This is a genomic window from Cupriavidus sp. GW822-FHT02D05, assembly GCF_058802485.1.
In genome coordinates, this window is the sequence record NZ_JBXAOE010000046.1 from 21,876 (window position 1) to 36,979 (window position 15,104).

The window sequence follows — 15,104 nt, forward strand, 5'->3', positions numbered from 1 at the left end:
CGCCTCGCTACGCTGGAGCCTTCCTACCACTCAGCGCACGCACCGCGTGCCACGCTCCAGGAGACGCTCCAATGAACATCGTGGAAATTCGCGAGAAGACGGTGCCCATCAGCTCGCCGATCCGCAACGCCTATATCGACTTCAGCAAGATGACGCTGAGCGTCGTCGCCGTGGTGACCGACGTCATCCGGGACGGCAAGCCCGTCATTGGCTATGGCTTCAATTCCAATGGCCGCTACGGGCAGGGGCTGCTGATGCGCGAGCGTTTCATCCCGCGCGTGCTCGAGGCTGACCCCGCAACCCTGATCGACGACAACGGCACCAACCTCGATCCCCACAAGATCTGGGCGGCGATGTTCGCCAACGAGAAGCCAGGCGGCCACGGCGAGCGCTCGGTGGCGATCGGCACCATCGACATGGCGGTGTGGGATGCGGTGGCAAAGATCGAGGGCAAGCCGCTGTTCCAGTTGCTGGCCGAGCGCTACGGCGATGGCAAGCCGGAGCGCAAGATCTTCGTCTACGCGGCGGGCGGCTACTACTACCCGGGCCAGGACCACGGCAAGCTCAAGGACGAGATGCGCAGCTATATCGATCGCGGCTATACGGTGGTCAAGAAGAAGATCGGCGGCGCCTCGCTCGACGAGGACCTGCGCCGCATCGATTCGATTCTCAGCGTGCTGCAGGATGGCCAGAAACTCGCGGTGGATGCCAACGGGCGCTTCGACCTGGACACCGCGATACGGTATGCGAAAGCCCTCTCGCAATACGATCTGTTCTGGTACGAGGAGCCGGGCGATCCGCTCGATTTCGAGCTGCAGGCCACGCTGCGCAACTACTACGACAAGCCGATGGCAACGGGCGAGGACCTGTTCTCCATGCAGGACGCGCGCAACCTGATCCGCTATGGCGGCATGCGTCCGGACCGGGACTGGCTGCAGTTCGACTGCGCGCTGAGCTACGGCCTGGTGGAGTACCTGCGCACGCTGGACATGCTGTTTGAGCACGGCTGGTCGCGCACGCGCTGCATTCCACATGGCGGCCACCAGATGTCGCTCAATATCGCGGCCGGGCTCGGCCTTGGCGGCAACGAGTCCTATCCGGACCTGTTCCAGCCCTATGGCGGCTTTCCCGATGGCGTGACGGTCGATAACGGCTACATCACCATGCCGGACCTGCCGGGCATCGGCTTCGAAGGCAAGGCCGACCTGTATCGCGCCATGCGGGCACTGGCGGGCGGGTGACAGTCCATAGGCCGGCTTGCCGGCCTATGTTGCGTACAGAATACAAATCCTTGGGAAATTTCTTACGGTCGTTGAGCTGGCATCCTGCTTTATGATAAAAAAGCGAACCATTCTCATTTTCATTCGTATTCGTGTTTGAGAATGGCTTGGCGCTTCGCACCACACTGCAGCCCAGGTTCCCGCCAGACCCAACCTTCCCAAGGACGTTTCCGCCGATGTTCAATCACCGCCGCTTGCCGCTGCGCGCCGCCGCATGCCAGGCAATGCCCCGCCTTTCGCCGATTGCCAGCGCTGTATTTGGCCTGACCGTCGCGTTCGCCACGCTGCCGGCCACCAGCCTGGCGCAGACCGCCACGCCGGCTGCCACGCAAGCCGATGCCACCTTGCCAGTGGCCACCGTCAAGGCCGAGCGGCTGACCGAGCCGGCCAAAGTGGAGAGGATTGATGGTGGGGCGCTGGGTGAGCGCAAGCCTGTCGACACGCCGTTCTCGGTGGTGGCGGCAAGCAGCGAGGAGATCCAGGACCGCATGGCGCAGACCGCCAGCGACGTGTTCAAGTACGATCCAGCGGTGTCCATCCTGGGCGAGAACGGCCGTACCGAAAACTCCTACTTCGCCGTGCGCGGCATGGCCATCGACCTGCTCAACGGCACCAAGGTGGACGGCCAGAACTTCGTCTCCTGGAACACCGACCTGCCGCTCGAACCGTTCGAGCAGGTAGAGCTGCTCAAGGGCCTGTCGGGCTTCATGTACGGCTTTGGCAGCCCCGGCGGCATCATCAACTATGTGGTCAAGCGCCCCACCGACGAGCCGTTGCGCCAGTTCACCGTGGGCTACCAGGCCAACAACGTGTGGAGCGAGAAGATCGACCTGGGCGGGCGCTTCGGGCCGGACCAGCGCTTTGGCTATCGCCTCAACGCGGCCCATGAAGAAGGCCGCACGGCCGATCCGGGCGTGCAGCTGCGTCGCGATGTGGTATCGCTGGCCGCGGATTTCCGCATGACGCCGGACCTGACATGGAGCGCCGACGTGATGTACTGGAAGCGCAAGACCAACGGCACCCTGTTTGGCCTGGGGTTCGACGCCAGCCTGCCGGTCGCCGATGCCAGCAAGGTCTCGCGCCGCTTCGTCCAGCCCTACAGCTTCCACGAGACCGAGACCACCACGGTGGGCACCGGCGTGGACTACCGCATCAACGACAAGTGGAAGACCAGCTTCAAGTACCGCTTCGCGCGCGAGAGCCGCTTCAGCGGGGACAGCTACATCTTTGTCAACGATGCCGCCGGCAACTTCTCCGACACCCAGTACAACTGGAAGTCGGCGTTTTACTACCAGGCCTATGACGGCATGGTGCAGGGCAGGTTTTCCACCGGCAGCATCCAGCACGATGTGGTGTTCGGCGTGGGCTACCAGTCCCAGGTGCGCGTCAACGATGCAGGCGTTGGCGCCACCGATGGCATCTTCCTGGGCGAGAACAATCTCTACAATCCTACGCTGCTGAGCAACCAGGCTTCCGGCCTGGTGTATGTACCGTACCGCGACTACAAGATTACGCAAAAATCCGTCTACGCCAGCGACACCATCCAGTTCACCCAGCGCTTCTCGGTCTTGGCCGGCCTGCGCTACACCGATTTCAGCCAGGACAATTTCGACAGCTCGGCCAATGTCACGGCGAGCTACAGCGCCAAGCCGGTCTCGCCCACCGTGGCCCTGATGGTCAAGACCGACAATGACTCCACCGCTTACGTCAGCTATGTGGAGTCGCTTGAGCAAGGCGGCTCGGCCAGCAACACCAACGCCAACTTTCCGAAGGTCTACGGCCCGCTCAAGAGCAAGCAGTATGAGGTCGGCTACAAAACCGAGCGCCGCGACTGGGGTGCCAACGTAGCGCTGTTCCGCGTCGACCGCGGCTACGAGTACACCAACACGGCCAACGTCTTCGTGCAGGACGGCACCCAGCGCTACACCGGGCTGGACACCAGCGGCTGGGTACGCGTGGCGCACGACTGGCGGGTGATGGGCGGCGTGCTCTGGCTCGACACCAAGGCCACCGGCATCGACGACCCCGCGGTCAACGGCAAGCGCATTTATGCCACCCCCAGCTACATCGTCAGCGGCCGCGTGGAGTATGACGCGCCCTTCCTGCGCGGCCTGACGCTGGCGGCCGGCGCCAAGGTCACCGGCGCCATGTGGGTGAATGCGGCCAATACCCAGTACGTGCCGTCGTACACCACCGCGGACCTCAGCGCCAGGTACACCACGCGCTACGCCGGCAAGACGGTGACGTTGCGGGCCGCGGTCAACAATGTGTTTGATCGTCGCTACTGGACTACCACCTACGGCGGTTTTGTATTGCCGAGTGCGGCGCGCACATTCCTGGCAAATGCCACCGTGCAGTTCTAAGGGGATGGGGGCGCGGTGCATGCCGTGCGACGACGCCCTTGCCTCTACCGCCCGCTTGCCCTGTAAGGCTCGCCGCGAGCCTGCTGGATGCTCTTCAGCTTCCCCTGCAACTGCACGATTCGGGTCTCCCACAGGCCGATGGCGCAGTTCATGTCGAACTGCCCGCCTCGCGCGCAATCCGTTGCCAGGCGGTCATCCCGCCAGCGGATCCAGCGCCGTTCGTCGTCCCTCACCTGGATGAATTCGGCGCTGTTCAGGAAGAAATGCAGGTTTTCGTAGATGGTCCCCAGCCGTCCGTCCGCGTCGCCAAGCCGGCGGTCATTGCAGATCAGTTTTTCCGGCCCGGTCCTGGCGTTGCTGCAGTTGAAGCTCGGCGGCAGCATCGCCGCTCCTGCGTTGTACGGCGCCGCCGCGCGCGGCGGCGCCGTATCGATCTGCGCCACGCGCGTCTTCAAGGCGTTCAGGTCGCGCTCCAGGGCGTCCAGCCTGCGCTCGTGTTCGTTGATCACGGTCAGGATCCGCTGCATGCTGTCCTCGACCTGGTCACGCAATTGCTTCGTATCGGCCGCGCTCAGGCGCTGGGTCTGCAATTGGCGCAGCGCCGCCAGCTGTACGTCGGCGGCGTGGAGTTGCTCGCGCAGCTCCGCCTGCTTTGCCGCGCTGTTCTCGGCGCTGGCGGCCAGGCTGGCCTCCAGCTGTTTTTCGAGTGTCTTCAGTTCTTGCTCATTGGCCTTGGCTTCGGTGATGCCGAGCGCGTCGAGCCCGAAACCGATGGCTTCGTGGACCGCGTATTCCCGCAACTGATGCACCAGCCATTCGCCGGTGCGCAGCAGCGTGCCCACGACCCGCCCCGAGGGCGCGGCATGCGCCACCGGTGCCACGGCGCATAGGGCGAGCAGGGCGATGACTGTCGCCCATGCGGCATGCCGCGCAAGTTGCGAGCACTGGCCGGTCCGTCGCGTTCGCGCGCCGCCGCCCGGCGCCATCAGGGAGGAAAGCATGATTGAGCACCTGCTGTTGCCGCACCGTTGTCGCCGGCACAGAACCGGGCGACCGCCGCGCCGATCGACTCGGCCATCATCTGCCTGTACGCGGGATCTCCAAGCCGGGCTTCCTCGGCGCGGTTGACGATCACCCCGGCTTCGAACAGCACCGCCGGCATCTTCGTGGTAGCCAGGACCTTGAGTGCATCGAACCTGTAGATGCCCAGATCCGGGTCGACCAGTTCCCTGTTCTCGCCTTCGATCTTTTCGGCATGGTGCAAGGTGGGGCGCAGGCAGTGCCCGTGCAGCTCGGACCCCAGCACGCGCGCGAACCGCAGGCTTTCGTCTGGCTGCTGGTTTTGGCCGGAGTAAAAGATCGAGTAGCCGCTGAAGTCGTCGCTGTAGCGCTGCGGCCTGGCCTCATAGGTCCATGCGGAAAGATAACGCGGCTGGACCGAGTCGTGATGGAGCGATAGGAACAGATCCGCCGCGCGGCGATTCGCCAGCTCGGAGCGGTCTGTCAGCGAGATATCCGCGCCGCGCTCGTTGGTCAGCAATACGTTGGCGAACCCCATGCCCGCCAGCACCGGCACCAGCGTTGCGGCGAGGCGCGTGTTGAACTCGAACTCGGGCACGCCGCGCGCGCTCGTTGCGCCCGGGTGGCTGGCTGTATGTCCCGCATCAATGGCAATCACGAAACGACTCCTGTCGCACTGTTGCGATGCCGGGCTTGCCGGGAGCGACAAAGCCAACGCCAGGCCGGCGAACACCAGCCGGGCCAATCGCACCGGAGTCAGAGACTGCATAGCTTGCATAGGCGCTAAAACCTGCGCTAAATCGATAGGCCCACGATTCTATCGGGTTGCCATCGGCCTACGCCATCAACAGCAATGCCGTGCCGCACCCCGTCAACGCCACCGTCCACACCCGGTCCAGGTTGATCCAGCCGGTGCGCAGGAAACCCACGCCGATGCGGTCGTACACCAGCAGCGCCACGGTGCCGATGGCAAGCAGCATGGCCAGCGTGTGAAGCCCGAGCGCCAGCAGCGCTGGCATGAGCGGTCCGCCTGCCGCCGGTGCGCCGGCGGCGCGGCACAACGGCAGCAGCACCGGCACCAGCATCAGCCCCGCGCCGTGCGTGCCCGCCATCAGGAACGACCATAGCGCCAGCCCGGCCATGCCGGCCTGCATGCCTACGCGGGGGCGCTGGCGATGCCCGCGCAGCGCATGCCAGGCGGCCCAGCCGATCAGCACCGCGCCGCCGGCGCGCGCCAGCCATTGGGGATCTAGCAGGCTGCCAAGCGTGAGCGTGGCGGCCAGCACCAGGGCCACCGCGATGGCGTGGCCGAGCGCGATCGGCAGCAGCGCCAGCAGCACCACCTTGCGCCGCCCCCGATGCAGCCCTAGCGCCACGGCAAACAGCCAGCCCATGGCGGGATTGATGCCGTGAAACAGGCCCAGCGCGGCGATGGCCAGCCATGGCCACCAGAGTGGCCACAGGGCGGACCACTGGGTGGCGAACTGCGTGCCCAGCGGCACGCCTGTGGTGGCAAACATGGCGGGGGCGCTCTCGGTGCGGCGATGTTATGGCGCTATGACGTTATGCGTCTATGGGTAGCAGTACGAATCCGACGAGCAGTCACCCCCTTCCAGCCTGACCTGGTGCGGGCGATGGCCCGCCGGCCAGCGCAGGAAGAACCGTGGGTCGAAGCGGATGCCGCCTTCGGGCGCGGCGTCGAGCTTGACCACCCAGCCCTCGATGCCCTCCGGGTAGAACTGCGCATCGACCGCGCCGTAAAGCGAGTTGGTGAAGTAGATGCGCCGCCCGTCGCGGCTGACCTCCACCATTTGTGGGCCGCCGTTGAGCGCGGCGCCACCTGCTCCCGGATGCGTGGCGCGCGAGACGATGCCGCCGATGCGCACGCAGCCGGTCTGCCTGGGCGCGAACGGGTCGGAGACGTCGTACTGCAGCAGGTCGCCGGTGCCCCAGCAGGACACGTAGAGGAAGCGGTCGTCCATCGACAGGTCGATATCGCTGACCAGCGGCGGCACCGCCTTGAAGCCCTTGAGGATGGGCGGCAGCAGGTCGGGGTCCGCAGCCTCCGCCGGGATATCGATGATCTTGCGGATCGCCCATTTGCCTTCGTCCCGATACCAGACCCAGATGGAGGAGGACAGGTCCTTCAGGCTGATCACGCAGTTGACGAAGCCGTACGCCTTGGTGGGGTCGTGCGCGGGGCGCAGCTCGAACACGAGCTGGTATTCCTCGCCGAAGTCGATCTCCTGCAGGTGCTTGCGCTTGGTCATGTCCCAGAAATGCAGCCGCCTGCCATAGCGCGAGCCGAGCAGGATCTCCGGCACCAGGCCATCCTCGATCATGTCCGGCGTGCCCCATTCGCTGGTCACCAGCGTGTCGAAGCCAAGGTGCCACCAGCCGTCATAGGCAAAATGCTGCGGGCCGCGCTCCACTTCCCATTGCCCGAGCGGATCAAAGCCCTGCTGGTCCAGCAGCATGATGCCGCCCGGCCCCTTGCCCTCTGCGTTGCCCAGCGCGGTCACGTAGATGCCGCCGGGGCCGCAATGCACGGTATGCGGGCGCGAGTAACCGGTGCGCTCGGCCAGTTCGCCCGGCTCGATGATCTTGGCAATGGCTGGCCGCAACGGATCAGGCTTGGTGTCGATGATGTAGATGCGCGACGAGCGCAGGCCCGGCACCACCAGGTAGCGCCGCTCCATATGCGGGTGCGGGGCGTTGGGGCACAGGCAGGACGAGCAGGCGTTCCAGCCGAAGTGATGCAGTTCGTCGCCCGCGTTGGGCACCATGACCTGGCCGACGATAGTGCCGTAGGCCTTGGAGGCGGGATCGACGTCGACTACGGCAATGCCGTCAGGCTGGGTACGTGTGGGATCGAACATCGCCACGTAGGCGAGTGCTTCGGGCGGCGCCTTTGCGGCCAGACGGGGCGACGGGTAGAAACTGGGATCGGGCTTCCAGGTTGCCATCATGCGTCTCCTTGTGCCTTGCCTTGCCGTGGCGCTTGCCGGCTGCCACTGGCTTTGAACTATAGGACACATCGCGGCGGACGTCGGGCGCCGGCTGAGGCATGCTCCAATGGCTTTACCTTGGCGCTACGCTTGTCTGCCGGCCAGGGACGCGGCAGGGCCGGCCCGGTAGCTATACGCCAGCGCCAGCAGGATGAGGATCGGCACGGCAAGGCACCAGTACGACGCCTGCACATAGGCATACGCGCCCGACACGGCGCCGGCCGCGAATGCGGCGATGGCGGGGACCATCTTGCGCAGCCGGTTCTTCGCCGCGGCCACCTTGTCGGCCGAGGCGCTGCGCAGCTCGACCAGGTCGATGATGACCTGCGTGCTGTTGCCCGTCATGATGGTGGTCGGCACATGGTCGGTCAGCACGATCCGGGATTGCGCGTTCTGGACCGCCATGGCGGCCACCCCCAGCATGCCGGTTGCAATGGCCGATGGCATGTCGGGCGAGGCCATGGGCGAGGCCACGCAGCCCGCCAGCATGAAGGCGGCAAGCAACAATCCTTGCGTGACCAGCAGCGGCGGCAGCGGTGGCCTGCCGCGCGCCTGCATGGCATCGACGGCGATCTTCGTCGCCGCCACCGAAAGCGCGAACACCGGCAGCGCCAGCAGCTTGGCCAGCACGCCACCGGTCGCGTGCGCGAGCGCCACGCCGAGCATGACAAAGTTGCCGGTGACGTGCGCGGTGAACAGGCCGAACAGGGCGATAAAGCCGACTACATCGACGTAGCCCGCTACCAGGCTGAGCATGGCGCCCTTGAACACCTGGCTGGCGATTGCCTGCGGTTGCGTGGGCGGCGAGGACTGTGGCGTGGTCTGCATGGCGGGGTTCATGTTTGTGAAGAGGAGGGCGCTCGCCCGTACTACAGCATAGGACGCGCGGGCCTGTCCAATTGCAAATGTTCTTGATTTTTCCAGAACCCGGCCCATAATGCAAACGTTTGCAAAGAATGGAACCCAGAGATGAATATGGAGACGACACTTGCCTCGAAGCTCGGCCGCGGCCTGTCCGTGGTGGACGACGAACACACGCTCAGCCAACTGGTCAAGCAGGCGATGCGCGATACCACCGACCCGCGCCTGCGGGAGGTCGTCGACGCGCTGGTCGATCATCTGCACGCGTTCCTGAGGCAGGTGCGGCCCAGCGACGAGGAGTTCGAGTTCGGGCTGCGCTTTGTTGCGGCGCTGGGCCATGCGACCAACGCAACCAACAACGAGGTAGTGCTGGCGGCCGATGTGCTGGGGCTGTCAACGCTGGTGACGCTGATGAACAACGGCATCACCGATGGCCGCACGCCGGGCGCCCTGCTGGGCCCGTTCTATCGCGGCGGCGCGCCCGCTTACGCGTGCGGGGATTGCGTGGTGCAAGGCGAGACGCCGGGGCTGCCATTGTTTGTGAGGGGGCAAGTGCGCAACACCGCCGGCGAGCCCCTGGCCGGCGCGCTGGTGGAAGCGTGGCAGGCTTCGCCGGTTGGCCTCTATGACAACCAGGACCCCTCGCAACCGGACAAGAACCTGCGCGGCGCCTTTCGGACCGATGCGCAAGGCCGCTTCCATTTCCGCTCGGTGCGCCCGGCGGGCTATCCCGTGCCGACGGGCGGCCCCGTCGGTCAGCTGCTGGCCGAACAGAACCGCCATCCGTACCGCCCGGCGCACATTCATTTCATCGCCGCGGCACCGGGTTATCGCACGCTTGTCACGCAGGTCTTCGCCGACGATTCCGAGCACCTGGAGTCGGACGTGACCTTTGGCGTGCACCGGGAACTGGTGGGCCATTTCCGGCGCGTGGACGAAGGCACAAGCCCATGGGGCGGTTTCCCGGCGCCGTTCTACACGCTGGATTTCAACTTTGTGCTGGAGCCGGGCGAGCAGACCTTCCCGACGCCGCCGATCGACTGATTACCGACCACGGAAGAACTGACGATGACCATTCAACAACAAGCTCCGACGCCGCAACTTGCTGGCAAGGTTGCCGTGATCCTCGGCGGCACCGGCGGTATCGGCATGGCGACGGCGCGCAAGCTCGCAACCCTGGGGGCCAGCGTGGTGCTGGTCAGCCGCGACGCGCAGACTGCCGCGCGAGCGGTGGCCGAACTGCCGCCGGGCAACCATCTCGCGGCGGTGGCGCAGATCAGCGATACCGCCTCGCTCGTGCGCCTGGCCGATGACGTGCAGCGCAAGTACGGCCGCATCGACATGCTGGTCAACAGCGCGGGCTTCACCAAGGCGATAGCGCATGCCGACCTCGACGCGCTGGACGACGCGCTGATCGATGAGATGTTCGCCGTGAACTGGCGCGGCCAGTTCGCCGCGATCCGCGCCATGGCGCCGCACCTGAAGGCCACGGGCGAGGGGCTGGTGGTCAACGTGGGGTCCATCGCGGGGCGCACCGGCATGGGTAGCAACGTGGCGTACTGCGCGGTGAAGGCGGGGCTCGACATGATGGCCGTATCGCTGGGCCGCGCGCTGGCGCCCGAGATCCGCGTGCTCAACGTATCGCCCGGCGTGGTCGACACCGATTTCGTGCCCGGGCGCGACAGCGCCTTCAACGAGCGCGCGGCCAGGACCACGCCGCTCAAGCGCATCGGCAAGCCGGATGACGTCGCCGATGCCATCGTGGCCTGTGCCACTTCGCTGCGCTTTTCCACCGGCACCACCATCGTGGTCGACGGCGGGCGCCAGCTTGGCTGATCCCGCCCCTGGCGCATTGTTCAAGACAGTAAGACACCAACACGGCAAGATACCAACGCGTTCACCATGCATAGCAGAAAGACCATCATTACCTGCGCCGTCACCGGCAATATCGTTACCCCAGCGCAACATCCCGGCCTGCCGGTGACGCCGGCGCAGATTGCCACGGCGGCGCTGGAGGCGGCCGAGGCGGGCGCGGCCGCAGCCCACATCCATGTGCGCGACCCCGAGACCGGACGCCCATCGATGGCGCTCGAGTACTACGCCGAGGTGATCGAGCTGATCCGCAAGCGCAACAAGGCGCTCATCATCAACCTGACCACCGGCCCGGGCGGGCGCTTCGTGCCGGGCGAAGACGAACCCCGCAACGCCGCCCCGGGCACCACCCTGGTCCGCCCGGAAGTACGTGTCGCGCATATCGCCGCGCTGCGCCCCGACGTGTGTTCGCTGGACCTCAACACCATGAATTCCGGTGCGGACGTGGTTATCAACACGCCCAGGAACGTACGCAAGATGGCGGCCATCATCCGCGAGGCGGGTGTCATGCCGGAGCTTGAAATCTTCGACTCCGGCGACCTCCACATGGCGCGCGACTTCATCCAGGAAGGCGTGCTGGACGGCCCCGGCCTGTGGACCTTCGTGCTCGGCGTGAAATACGGTTTCGCGGCCACGCCGGAGACGTTGTTCTATGCGCGCAATATGCTGCCGCCGGGCGCGCACTGGTCCGCCTTTGGCGTTGGCCGGGCGGAGTTCCCGATCGTGGCGCAGGCGTGGCTGGCGGGCGGGCATGTCCGCGTTGGCCTGGAGGACAACATCTACCTGGAGAAGGGCGTGCTTGCCCCGGACAACGCAGCGCTGGTCGCCAAGGCGCGCGACATCATCAAATCGCTGGGCGGCGCGCTGGCGTCGCCACACGAGGCCCGGGCCACGCTCGGCCTGCGGGCGGCATGAACGAGCAGGGCAGCACATACACAAGCAAATACACGAACACATACACAAACATCACATCATCATGAACACTATCCGCGTCTCCCAGAAGGCAGCGAACATCGACGCGCTGCAACTCGAGTTCGTCGGCATTCCCAAGCCCGTGCCCGGCTCCGGCCAATGCGTCATCGAAGTCGCCAGCGCGGGCGTCAACCCGAGCGATGTCAAGGCCACGCTGGGATTGATGCCGCACGCCGTATGGCCACGCGTGCCCGGCCGCGACTACGCCGGCGTAGTGGTGGACGGCCCCGCGCACCTGCTGGGCAAGGAAGTCTGGGGCAGCGGCGGCGAGCTTGGCATTCGCCGCGATGGCACGCACAGCCGCTACCTGACGCTCGACGTTGCCGCGGTACGCGAGAAGCCCGCCAATGTAACTTTGCAAGAAGCCGGCGCGGTTGGCGTGCCGTTTGTCACCGCCTATGAGGGCCTGCGCCGCGCCGGCCTGCCGAAGGCGGGCAGCGTGGTGCTGGTATGCGGCGGCAACGGCAAGGTTGGCCAGGCCACCATCCAGATTGCCACCGCGCTGGGGGCGCGCGTCTTCGCCGTGGAGCGCGAGGCCGGGCCGTTTCGCGGCCACGCCAGCAGCACCGTGCGCATGCTGGACGCCAGCCGCGACAACATCGCCGAAGTGGTGCGCGACGAGACCGACGGGCACGGCGCGGATATCGTCTACAACACGGTCGGCAGCCCGTACTTCGAGCAAGCCAACAAGGCCATGGCGATCGGTGCCGCGCAGATCTTCATCTCGACCATCGACCGCGCCGTGCCGTTCGACATCTTCGCCTTCTACCGCGGGCAGCATACGTATGTGGGCATCGACACGCTGGCCATGGACAGCATCGCTTGCGCGGCGGTCTTCGATCAGCTCGGCCCCATGTTCGCGGCCGGGCAGCTCAGGCCCTTCCCGGTGCACGCGGACTACACCTTCGCGCTGGCGCGCGCCGCCGAGGCTTACCGTACGGTGCTGCAAGGCGCCTCGGAACGTGTGGTGCTGATGCCATGAACACGACCCGGTTCGCCGCCGCGCCGGCCTATTTCCCGCCCGGCCACGAGGGCATGCGCTGCCTGCGCCTGCAGGGGTTTGAGGCCGGGCCGTCGGCGTCGCTCTGGCTCGGTGTCTCGGTGATCCTGCCGGGCGGCCATACCGGGCTGGATGCCTCGCCCATGGAAAAGCACTATGTGGTGCTGGAGGGGGAAGTCACCATCAGCACCGGGGCGCAGGTCGTGCATCTGTCTCAGTACGACTCGGTCTGCCTGGCGCCGGGTGAAGCCCGCAAGGTGGAGAATCCGGGCAACCGTCCCGCCATGCTGCTGCTGGCCATGCCGTACCCGCCTTGAACTTTTACTTTTAATGCAAACGTTTGCATATGCTTCAACTTGACCAGACGGACGCGCCACGCCGCGCCGCGAATCCGCAATAGGGAAGAGAGATATGGGAAATGCCTGGAGGCATAGGAGGCACCGGTTGCATGGGTGGCAGAAGACAACGAAGGACAGCGCGGCGAGCCCCGCGCCCCGGCACCCGTGGCCGGTTCTGATGGCTGGCGCCGGGGCGCTCGCCGTGGTGGCGGTGTGCGGGCCCGCGCATGCGCAATCCACGGTAACGGTCTATGGGCGGCTCAATACCAGCATCGAGTATTCCCGAGCCAGCACCGCCACCGACGGCGCCGTGCTGGGCGGCACCGGACGGCTGACCAATAACCGGTCGGTCTTCGGCTTGCGGGGCGAGGAGGGCCTTGGCGGTTCGCTCAAGGCAATCTGGCAGATCGAGAGCAACCTGTCGATCGATAACGGGGCCGGGCAGATTGCGGGACGAAACTCTCGCATTGGATTGAGCGGTGATTACGGTACTTTTTTCATGGGGCACTGGACCACGCCCTACACCGAAGCCACCATGGAATACGACCCCTATTACCCGACCACCGCCGGGTATATGGCGCTGATCAGCAACGGCTCGGCATCGAGCACCAACAACATCCAGGACACGCACTCCTTCGATCGCCGCGAGCAGAACATCGTGCAATACCGCAGCCCGGAATGGAGGGGCTTGCGCGCGGGCGTGGGCTGGGGCGTGCCCGAGGAAAAGCTCACCACGCCGCGCAACCCGGCGCTGTACTCGTTCGCCACCAGCTATGAGCGCGGGCCGCTCAGCGTGGCGCTGGCCTACGAGGTTCACCAGCACTACCAGACGGCGGGCCGCAACGACGATGCCATCAAGGTGGGCGTGTCCTACCAGCTTGCCAGCACCAAGGTCTCCGCCCTGTATGAGCGGCTGCACTACCGCACCGCCACGGGCGACCTGACGCGCAACGGCTACTACACCTCGGTGGTGCAAAAGCTCGGGCCCGGCAGCATCAGGCTGGGTTTCGCACTGGCCAGCAACGGTGCCGGCAATGCCACCGAGACGGTGGGGTTCTTTCGCAGCGGCGCGCAGACCGGCGCCACCCAGTTCACGGTCGGCTATGACTACCTGCTGTCAAAGCGCACCGCGCTCTTTACCTACTACAGCCGCATCAACAACAGGAAAAACGCTATCTACGACTTCGCCATCAACAGCCTCGGCGTTTCGGCAGGCGCCGATCCGCAGACCTTTGCGCTAGGCATGCGCCACAACTTCTAACCCTCGAACCTGACCATCGCGCCGCCCAGCCCGGCCGGACCACGATCCGGCCGGACCCGAGGCGGTGGAGGAGACAACCGTGATTCGAAACATCCTGCTGAGCGCCACCCTCGCGGTGAGCGCCGTGGGCGCGCTCGCCCAGCCGCCCCAGTATCCCGCCAAGCCGATCCGTCTGGTGGTGCCATTCTCATCCGGCAGCGCGACCGACATCCTCGCCCGCATCATCGGCAACAAGCTGGGCGAATCCGGCCGCTACCAGATGATCGTGGAGAACCGGCCCGGTGCGGGCGGCACGCTCGGCGCGGGGCTGGTCGCCAAGGCCGCGCCGGATGGCTACACCCTGATCCTGGTATCGGTCGGGCATGCCATCAATGCCACGCTCTATCCCAAGCTGTCGTACGACACCGTCAAGGATTTCGCGCCGGTGACGCTGGTGGCGACGGTGCCCAACGTGCTGGTGGTGAACAGCGCCAGCAAGCTGGGTTCGGTCAAGGATGTGGTGGCAGCGGCCAAGGCCAAGCCTGGCACGATGAACTTCGACTCCGCCGGGTCCGGCAGCTCGACCCACCTGAGCGGGGAGCTGTTCAAGATGGAAGCTGGCGTGGATATCGCGCACATTCCCTACAAGGGCACGGGCGAGGCGCTGACCGATGTCATGGCGGGCCGTGTCGACCTGATGTTTGCGCCCACTGTCTCCGCCATGCCGTTCGTGCGCCAGGGCAAGCTCAAGGCGCTGGCGGTCACCACGCCGAAGCGGGCTACCGCCTTGCCGGACATCCCGACGGTGGCGGAATCAGGCTTGCCGGGCTACGCCTTCGAGTCATGGTTCGGCGTGCTGGCGCCCGCGGGCACGCCCAAGGAGATCGTGGCCGCGCTCAATGGCGAGATCGCCAAGGCGCTGGCCACGCCGGAGGTACGCGAGCGGCTGTCGGTGCAAGGCGCCGAAGCGCGCACGTCCACGCCCCAGGAGTTCGAGCGCTATATCAAGGCAGAGATCGCCAAGCTGGCGCCGGTGGTGCGGCAGTCCGGCGTGCAGGCCGGGCAGTAGGAGGCGCGAGAGGGCGGTTGGCGAGGATGCGGGCGCGGCGCGTGCGTCTTCGCTTAAAATGGCTTGTTCTCACTCACTGCA

General features: G+C 65.9%; 14 protein-coding genes. 9 read left to right on the forward strand and 5 right to left on the reverse strand.

The window, feature by feature from the left end; all coding sequences use genetic code 11:
• Positions 1 to 71: 71 nt before the first annotated feature.
• On the forward strand, positions 72 to 1,241 hold the full coding sequence (locus AC1RQK_RS37335) for a mandelate racemase/muconate lactonizing enzyme family protein (RefSeq protein ID WP_492370914.1): 1,170 nt from the start codon (positions 72 to 74) through the stop codon (positions 1,239 to 1,241).
• Between the two features lie 215 nt (positions 1,242 to 1,456).
• On the forward strand, positions 1,457 to 3,643 hold the full coding sequence (locus AC1RQK_RS37340) for a TonB-dependent siderophore receptor (RefSeq protein ID WP_492814486.1): 2,187 nt from the start codon (positions 1,457 to 1,459) through the stop codon (positions 3,641 to 3,643).
• Between the two features lie 44 nt (positions 3,644 to 3,687).
• Here the strand turns inward: AC1RQK_RS37340 and AC1RQK_RS37345 are convergent, their stop codons facing one another.
• The 5 genes from AC1RQK_RS37345 to AC1RQK_RS37365 all read right to left on the reverse strand — a co-directional run bounded on the left by AC1RQK_RS37345 (position 3,688) and on the right by AC1RQK_RS37365 (position 8,499).
• A complete protein-coding gene (locus AC1RQK_RS37345) occupies positions 3,688 to 4,644 on the reverse strand; it encodes a lysozyme inhibitor LprI family protein (RefSeq protein WP_492814488.1) in 957 nt (318 codons plus the stop codon).
• Complete coding sequence (locus tag AC1RQK_RS37350; RefSeq protein WP_492814490.1) at positions 4,629 to 5,321, reverse strand: N-acetylmuramoyl-L-alanine amidase family protein; 693 nt, start codon at positions 5,319 to 5,321, stop codon at positions 4,629 to 4,631. Before AC1RQK_RS37350 ends, AC1RQK_RS37345 begins: the two co-directional genes overlap by 16 nt.
• 178 nt (positions 5,322 to 5,499) lie before the next feature.
• Entirely contained in the window at positions 5,500 to 6,183 is a 684-nt protein-coding gene (locus AC1RQK_RS37355; RefSeq protein ID WP_492814492.1) for a hypothetical protein, read from the reverse strand.
• A 51-nt stretch (positions 6,184 to 6,234) separates the two neighbouring features.
• Complete coding sequence (locus AC1RQK_RS37360) at positions 6,235 to 7,629, reverse strand: selenium-binding protein SBP56-related protein (RefSeq protein WP_492814529.1); 1,395 nt, start codon at positions 7,627 to 7,629, stop codon at positions 6,235 to 6,237.
• 126 nt (positions 7,630 to 7,755) lie between these two features.
• A complete protein-coding gene (locus tag AC1RQK_RS37365; RefSeq protein WP_492370909.1) occupies positions 7,756 to 8,499 on the reverse strand; it encodes a YoaK family protein in 744 nt (247 codons plus the stop codon).
• Between the two features lie 147 nt (positions 8,500 to 8,646).
• Between AC1RQK_RS37365 and AC1RQK_RS37370 the strand changes: the two genes are divergently transcribed.
• From AC1RQK_RS37370 to AC1RQK_RS37400, 7 genes are all read left to right on the forward strand, one after another.
• Positions 8,647 to 9,576 carry a dioxygenase family protein gene (locus AC1RQK_RS37370; protein WP_492814494.1) on the forward strand — a complete coding sequence of 310 codons (930 nt, stop codon included), beginning with the start codon at positions 8,647 to 8,649 and terminating at the stop codon, positions 9,574 to 9,576.
• 24 nt (positions 9,577 to 9,600) lie between these two features.
• Positions 9,601 to 10,368 (forward strand): SDR family NAD(P)-dependent oxidoreductase, encoded by a 768-nt coding sequence (locus AC1RQK_RS37375; RefSeq protein WP_492814496.1) that lies wholly within the window; start codon positions 9,601 to 9,603, stop codon positions 10,366 to 10,368.
• 66 nt (positions 10,369 to 10,434) lie between these two features.
• Positions 10,435 to 11,319 (forward strand): beta-keto acid cleavage family enzyme, encoded by an 885-nt coding sequence (locus AC1RQK_RS37380; protein WP_492814498.1) that lies wholly within the window; start codon positions 10,435 to 10,437, stop codon positions 11,317 to 11,319.
• Positions 11,320 to 11,380: 61 nt separating this feature from the next.
• A complete protein-coding gene (locus AC1RQK_RS37385; protein ID WP_492814500.1) occupies positions 11,381 to 12,358 on the forward strand; it encodes a quinone oxidoreductase family protein in 978 nt (325 codons plus the stop codon).
• Positions 12,355 to 12,693: a cupin domain-containing protein gene (locus AC1RQK_RS37390; RefSeq protein WP_492814502.1), complete on the forward strand. Its 339-nt coding sequence runs from the start codon at positions 12,355 to 12,357 to the stop codon at positions 12,691 to 12,693. The genes AC1RQK_RS37385 and AC1RQK_RS37390 overlap by 4 nt, the downstream gene beginning before the upstream one ends.
• Positions 12,694 to 12,892: 199 nt before the next feature.
• Positions 12,893 to 13,975, forward strand: a complete 1,083-nt coding sequence (locus AC1RQK_RS37395) for a porin (RefSeq protein ID WP_492814504.1) — start codon at positions 12,893 to 12,895, stop codon at positions 13,973 to 13,975.
• Between the two features lie 79 nt (positions 13,976 to 14,054).
• Positions 14,055 to 15,023 (forward strand): tripartite tricarboxylate transporter substrate binding protein, encoded by a 969-nt coding sequence (locus AC1RQK_RS37400; RefSeq protein ID WP_492370903.1) that lies wholly within the window; start codon positions 14,055 to 14,057, stop codon positions 15,021 to 15,023.
• The last annotated feature ends 81 nt before the right edge of the window (positions 15,024 to 15,104 follow it).

Coding starts and splice junctions, on each gene's coding strand:
- AC1RQK_RS37395 (WP_492814504.1), top strand. CDS start 12,893: ATGGCTGGCGCCGGGGCGCTCGCCGTGGTGGCGGTGTGCGGGCCCGCG.
- AC1RQK_RS37370 (WP_492814494.1), top strand. CDS start 8,647: ATGGAGACGACACTTGCCTCGAAGCTCGGCCGCGGCCTGTCCGTGGTG.
- AC1RQK_RS37390 (WP_492814502.1), top strand. CDS start 12,355: ATGAACACGACCCGGTTCGCCGCCGCGCCGGCCTATTTCCCGCCCGGC.
- AC1RQK_RS37375 (WP_492814496.1), top strand. CDS start 9,601: ATGACCATTCAACAACAAGCTCCGACGCCGCAACTTGCTGGCAAGGTT.
- AC1RQK_RS37335 (WP_492370914.1), top strand. CDS start 72: ATGAACATCGTGGAAATTCGCGAGAAGACGGTGCCCATCAGCTCGCCG.
- AC1RQK_RS37385 (WP_492814500.1), top strand. CDS start 11,381: ATGAACACTATCCGCGTCTCCCAGAAGGCAGCGAACATCGACGCGCTG.
- AC1RQK_RS37345 (WP_492814488.1), bottom strand. CDS start 4,644: ATGCTTTCCTCCCTGATGGCGCCGGGCGGCGGCGCGCGAACGCGACGG.
- AC1RQK_RS37360 (WP_492814529.1), bottom strand. CDS start 7,629: ATGGCAACCTGGAAGCCCGATCCCAGTTTCTACCCGTCGCCCCGTCTG.
- AC1RQK_RS37365 (WP_492370909.1), bottom strand. CDS start 8,499: ATGCAGACCACGCCACAGTCCTCGCCGCCCACGCAACCGCAGGCAATC.
- AC1RQK_RS37380 (WP_492814498.1), top strand. CDS start 10,435: ATGCATAGCAGAAAGACCATCATTACCTGCGCCGTCACCGGCAATATC.
- AC1RQK_RS37355 (WP_492814492.1), bottom strand. CDS start 6,183: ATGTTTGCCACCACAGGCGTGCCGCTGGGCACGCAGTTCGCCACCCAG.
- AC1RQK_RS37340 (WP_492814486.1), top strand. CDS start 1,457: ATGTTCAATCACCGCCGCTTGCCGCTGCGCGCCGCCGCATGCCAGGCA.